Origin of the sequence: Frankia tisae, assembly GCF_025403405.1 — a bacterium.
In the GTDB taxonomy this organism is placed as follows: Bacteria; Actinomycetota; Actinomycetes; order Frankiales; family Frankiaceae; genus Frankia; species Frankia tisai.
Window position 1 is genome coordinate 1 of record NZ_JANEZT010000405.1, and the last position, 5,678, is coordinate 5,678.

Below are 5,678 nucleotides of genomic sequence, written 5' to 3' on the forward strand. Positions count from 1 at the left end.
CCCGCATCGGCCTGCCAGTTGCAGGAGGTTGTGCGCGGTTCGAGCGCCGCCGGGCGTCGATAACCTCCTGCAACTCGACCGGCCGTCCCGGGACCGGGCCAGTTGGGCTTAGTTGGCTGCCGGTCCGTCGGCCTTCGCTGGCACGCCGACCGCACCCGCACTCGGGATGATCTTGCCGGGGTTGAGGTTGTGGCCGGGGTCGATGCCGTCGAACAGGGTCGAGAGCAGGTGCACGCCGGCCGGGGAGATGTCGTCGCCCAGCCAGGAGGCGTGCTCGAGGCCGACCGCGTGGTGATGCGACAGGGTGCCCGCGAGGTCGAGGAAGCCCTGCTGGATCGCGGACTTCACCGTGTCGTAACCCTCGATCGCCGCGAGGGTGACCGGGGATTCGTAGGCGAAGGTGAAGTACAGGCAGGCGCCGGAGTGGTACGAGTGCGACAGGTGGCACATGATCCAGCCGTCGACGCCGATCTCGGCGAAGGCCTTGTTGGCCCGGGCCACCACGCCCCGATACAGCGGGCCGAGCTGGGACCAGGACGCCGACGTCTCCGACACGTCCGCCACCGCACCCTGGCCGAGCAGGAAGTCGCGGATGTAGGGGGTGTCGAACTTCTTCTGGTCGTAGAGCTGCCCGGGACCGGTGCCGACACAGATGCCGCCGTGGCTCCCGATGATCTCACCGACGAGCTTGCGCTGGGCCTTGACGTGCGTCGGCGTCCCCTCGAAGCCGATGAACGACAGGCACATCGCCTCGAGGTCGTAGTTGCGGACCCGGCGCAGGTACTGCTTCAGCCCGGCGGAGACCAGCCCGGAGGCGAGCGAGCCCTTCTTGCGGGTGGCGAAGGAGAACCGGGTCTCGTTCGCGTCGGACACCCGGGTGACGGTCGGGCTGGCCTCGCTCTCGGCGATCTCCCGCATGGCGACGAGGGCATCGTCCCAGGTGGGGAAGAAGTAGCCGAGGATGACCCGCTCCTCGGGCACCCGGTGGACCTGCACCGTCGCCTCGGTGATGATGCCGAGCCGGCCCTCGCTGCCGAGGATCATCTCCCGCACGCTCGGCCCGGTCGACTGGCTGGGCACGGGACGGGTCGCGAGGACGCCCGCGGGGGTGACGACGCGCACCGCCCGGGTGATCTCCGCGATGTCGCCGTACTTGTCGGACTGCATGCCCGACGATCGGGTGGCAATCCACCCGCCCAGGGTGGAGTGGGAGAAGCTGTCCGGGAAGTGGCCCAGCGTCCAGCCCTGGGCGTTGAGCTGCTCCTCGAGGTGCGGGCCGAGCGCCCCGGCCTGGATGCGGGCGAGCCGGGCGTCAGGGTCGATCTCGAGGACGCGGTCGAGACGCCCCAGGTCCACGGAGAGCACCGGCCGGGTCTCCGCGCGCGGCGCCTCCAGGCTGCCGGAGATGTTGGTGCCGCCGCCGAACGGGATGACCACGGCGTCGGCGTCGAGTGCAGCGGCGAGCACGGCCCGCACCGCCTGCTCGCCGTCCGGGTAGACGACGGCGTCGGGCAGCCTGCCGAGGTCGGCGTTGCGGATCCGGACCAGGTCACGCAGGCTCTTGCCGTAGGCGTGCACCACCCGGTCGTGGGCGTCGGTGTGGACGTGCTCCGCGCCGACGGCGGCCACCAGCGCGGCGCGCAACGGCTCCGGCAGCGTCGGCTCGGGAATCGCCAGGTCCGCGAAGACCGGCGGCTGCGCGGGCGGCCGGGTGATGTCGAGACCGATGTGTGTGCGCACGAACGGCGCCAGGTCGGGCTTGTCGCCGTGGCTGAAGGAGACACTCTCCCGGCCCCAACCCCACCATTTCATGTGCTCGACCAACGCTGGCTCCTCGACGACGACGGGCGTTCGGATGGATTCGGGACTCACGATGCAACCAGGGGCAGGGGCACGGGCAGGGGCGACGGCGGAGACTGCGGCGGCGGGACCGCGGCGCCGCCCGGTAAGCGGGTCAGGTGCCCGCGAGCCGGGCGACGACAGGTGCCAGCGCGGTGAGCGAGTCGAGGGCGACGCCGATGGTGCTGATCCCGAACCGCTCCCGACGTTCGACGAGGTCGTCGACGATCTGGTCGACCGAGCCGCACAGCGCGTGCGGGGTGGCGTAGGCCTGCTCCGTGGTGAGCCCGAAGCCGGCGGCGAGCTGCTCGACGATCTCGTGGCGGTTGTCGGTGACGATCGCCAGGTGGATGCGCACCTGCAGGGTGAGATCGTCCCACCGGGCGCCGGCGGCCTCGCGGATCCAGCCGATCTTCTCGTCGGTGGCGGCCGTCGTCGCGTTCGGGCCGAGGGAGGCGTCGATGACCCCGCCGACCATGTTCATGTTCAGCCCGATGATGTCGGCCTCCCGTGCGGCCAGTGACAGCAACCGCCGCCCGCCACCGCCGATGACGATCGGCGGATGGGGGCGCTGCACCGGCTTCGGCGTGCCGCTGAGCCCGGCCACCTGGTAATGCGTGCCGTGGTAGGTCAACGGGCCGTCGGCGAACATGCCCTTGATGACGTCGAGGGACTCGGCGAGGCGGCTGATCCGCACCCCCGGTGGGTCCAGCGGCAGGCCGGCGCGGGCGTAGTCCGAGGTCATCCAGCCGGCGCCGAGGCCGAGCTCGAACCGGCCGCCGGACAGCGCGTCGAGGGTGGCCGCCTCCTTCGCGAGCACGACCGGATGCCGGTAGTCGTTACTGAAAACCATCGCTCCAATACGCAACGTGGTCGTTGCGTCCGCCGCGGCCATCAGCGCGGCGATCGGGGCGACCTGCTCGTCGAGATGGTCGGAGACGGTCAGCGTCGCGTATCCCAGGTCCTCGACCTGCCGGGCGAGATCCGCCCACGACCGGGCGTCGACCTGCTCGGGCGAGGAACACTGGATGTTGAACCGGAACGGCCGCTTGTACGGCCCGCCGGAGAACTCCGTCACCGCGGCCACTCCCCACTCCCCGACATCCTCGAGATCATCGACGCACCGGCATTCTTCCGCCCGGCGTCCCCCCGGGAGGCGTTCTCCTGGGCGGCGTTCTCCCGGGCGGCGTTCCTGCGATTCTCGCGGGCGGGAGGATGCCAAGATAGCCCGCCCCCCATCCGGTGTGCCGCCGTCACCCGATCCCTCCGCGTCACTGGTCCGCGCGGCGCAGGGCACGCAGTTCCTCGCCGGCCGCGCGCACCTGCTCCGGACTCGGCGCAGGCTCGCGCAACGCCTGCACGGCCGCCTTGCGGTCCTCCCCGGTCAGCCGGTCGAGATACAGGGTGCCGTCGAGGTGGTCGACCTCGTGCTGGAAACAGCGGGCCAGCAGGCCTTCGCCGACGTACTCCACGGCCGCACCTGTGACATCCACCCCGCGCACGCTGGCCCGCAGTGCCCGCGTCGTCGGGAAGTGCCGGCCCGGCACGGACAGGCAGCCCTCCAGGCCGTGCTGGTGCTCGCCGTCGGCGGCCAGTTCCAGCACCGGGTTCACCACCACGCGGGGCACGCGGGGCACCGCGACGTCGTGCGGGTCGTAGTCGACGTCGAAGACGAACACCCGCAGGCCGACGCCGACCTGCGGGGCGGCCAACCCCACACCGGGCGCGTCGTACATGGTGTCGATCATGTCGTCGACCAGTCGCGCCAAAGCGGCGTCGAACGTCGTCACGAGCGCCGTCGGGGTGCGCAGCACGGGGTCGCCGACGGTACGGATGGAGAGTACGGCCATGGCGGACACTGTGTCATAAGGCGGCCCGCCACCGAGAGCCCACCGCCAAGCGCCGGTCACCTGTCCGCAACAATTCGCACGCCGAACATGGTCCGGCGCGCCATGAGATTCTCGCCCGTCGGATTCGCGGTCCGAGACTCCCCGACCTGATCATGTCGGCCGTGGTCGCGGACCCTGCCCACCGGGGACCCATCGCCAGTCGGGATGATCGGTACAGCCGACGGGGCCATCGCCCGGGAGCGCCACCGGCCGGCCGATCGTTGTCCGGAGGTGGACGTCATGCAGGACAGCCGGCCCACCGACGCCGCCGCGCCGGATGCCGGCGCCGAGGCGGATGCCGGCGCCGGCCAGCGGGATCTCGCCGCGGCCGGGATCGCCGAGCTGCGCGCGCTCGGGGAGCGGGTCACCCCGGCACGCCGGGCGGTGCTGCGGGTCCTCGCCGAGACCAGCGAGCACCTCTGTGTCGACGACGTCCTCGCCCGCGCCGACGTGATCGTCCCGGGGCTGCACCGCACCACCGTCTACCGGGCGGTGGAGACCCTCGGCGACCTCGGCCTGGTCACCCATGTGCATCCCGACCACGGGCCCGCCGTCTACCACCTCGACCCGTCCCTGACCGGCAGCAGCCACCTGCACGTGCGCTGCCGGCGCTGCGGGGAGATCAGCGACGTGCCGGCCGACCTGCTCGACGGCGTCGCCGATCGGCTCGCTCGCCAGATCGGGTTCCAGCTCCAGCCCGATCACGCCGCGCTCACCGGCCTGTGCCGGGCCTGCGCCGCCGCCGATCCCGCGGACGACCCTCGCTGACCTGGGCTGACGTGCGAACTCGGGGCCGGCGTAGTCTCCACACAAGGATGCGGTCCCCTGCCCTGCGCGGGGACGGTACTGGTAGGGACGGTGCTGGTAGGGACGGTGGCGGTCCGCCGTCCGAGGGAGGCCACGAACGATGCCGGTGCAGCCCAGTCCGGTGGTGATGGGCATCGAGACGTCCTGCGACGAAACCGGGGTCGCGCTCGTCCGCGACGGCGTCCTGCTCGGCGAGGCACTGTCGACGAGCATGGACCAGCACGCCCGCTACGGCGGCGTGGTGCCGGAGATCGCGGCGCGGGCACACGTTCAGGCGGTGGTCCCGTGCGTGCGCGCGGCGCTGTCGTCGGCGGGGCTGACCGCCGCCGACATCGGCGCCGTCGCCGTCACCGCGGGTCCCGGCCTCGCCACCGCGCTGCACGTCGGGGTGTCCGCGGCGAAGGCGTACGCCACCGCACTCGATGTGCCGCTCTACGGGGTCCACCACCTCGCCGGCCATCTCGCCGCGGACCTCGTCGACGGCGAGCCGCTACCCGACCCGGTCATCGCGCTGATCGTCTCCGGCGGGCACACGTCGCTGCTGCGCGTCGGCGACCTGGCCCGCGACCCGATCGTCCATCTCGGCGACACCCTCGACGACGCCGCCGGCGAATGCTTCGACAAGGTCGCCCGGGTCCTCGGCCTGCCCTACCCGGGCGGGCCCGCGGTCGACCGCGGGGCGGTCGGCAACGATCCGACGGCGCTGGCGTTCCCGCGCCCGCTGACCGGCCGCACCGACTCGCCGTACACCTTCTCCTTCTCCGGGCTGAAGACGGCCGTCGCCCGCTGGGTGGAGGCCCATCCGGACTCCACCGTCCCCCCCGGCGACGTGATCGCGTCGTTCCAGGAGGCGGTGGTCGACGTGCTCACCGCCAAGGCGGTCCGTGCCTGCCGTGACCACGAGATCGGTGATCTGCTCATCGTCGGCGGGGTCGCGGCGAACAGCCGGCTGCGGGCCCTGGCGGCGCAGCGCTGCGACGCCGCCGGCATTCGGCTGCGGATCCCCGCCCGCAGGCGCTGCACCGACAACGGGGTGATGATCGCCGCGCTCGGCGACCTGCTGGTCCGCTCGGGCGCCGCGCCGTCCCGGCCGGACCTCGCGGCGATGCCCGGCGCCTTCCTCGACCACGCCCAGCTCGGCGT

General features: G+C 72.4%; 5 protein-coding genes. 2 read left to right on the forward strand and 3 right to left on the reverse strand.

Annotated features, from left to right (window positions below; translation table 11 throughout):
- Window positions 1-108: 108 nt before the first annotated feature.
- The 3 genes from NBZ85_RS26710 to def all read right to left on the reverse strand — a co-directional run bounded on the left by NBZ85_RS26710 (window position 109) and on the right by def (window position 3,689).
- Window positions 109-1,872: an FAD-binding oxidoreductase gene (locus NBZ85_RS26710; RefSeq protein WP_261559829.1), complete on the reverse strand. Its 1,764-nt coding sequence runs from the start codon at window positions 1,870-1,872 to the stop codon at window positions 109-111.
- 82 nt (window positions 1,873-1,954) lie between these two features.
- On the reverse strand, window positions 1,955-2,926 hold the full coding sequence (locus NBZ85_RS26715; protein ID WP_261559830.1) for an LLM class F420-dependent oxidoreductase: 972 nt from the start codon (window positions 2,924-2,926) through the stop codon (window positions 1,955-1,957).
- A gap of 184 nt (window positions 2,927-3,110) precedes the next feature.
- Window positions 3,111-3,689: a peptide deformylase gene (def, locus tag NBZ85_RS26720; RefSeq protein WP_261562826.1), complete on the reverse strand. Its 579-nt coding sequence runs from the start codon at window positions 3,687-3,689 to the stop codon at window positions 3,111-3,113.
- Between the two features lie 279 nt (window positions 3,690-3,968).
- Between def and NBZ85_RS26725 the strand changes: the two genes are divergently transcribed.
- On the forward strand, window positions 3,969-4,496 hold the full coding sequence (locus NBZ85_RS26725; RefSeq protein ID WP_261562827.1) for a Fur family transcriptional regulator: 528 nt from the start codon (window positions 3,969-3,971) through the stop codon (window positions 4,494-4,496).
- Window positions 4,497-4,635: 139 nt separating this feature from the next.
- A partial coding sequence (tsaD, locus tag NBZ85_RS26730) for a tRNA (adenosine(37)-N6)-threonylcarbamoyltransferase complex transferase subunit TsaD (RefSeq protein WP_261562828.1) occupies window positions 4,636-5,678 on the forward strand: 1,043 nt, incomplete at its 3' end.

Coding starts and splice junctions, on each gene's coding strand:
- def (WP_261562826.1), bottom strand. CDS start 3,689: ATGGCCGTACTCTCCATCCGTACCGTCGGCGACCCCGTGCTGCGCACC.
- NBZ85_RS26725 (WP_261562827.1), top strand. CDS start 3,969: ATGCAGGACAGCCGGCCCACCGACGCCGCCGCGCCGGATGCCGGCGCC.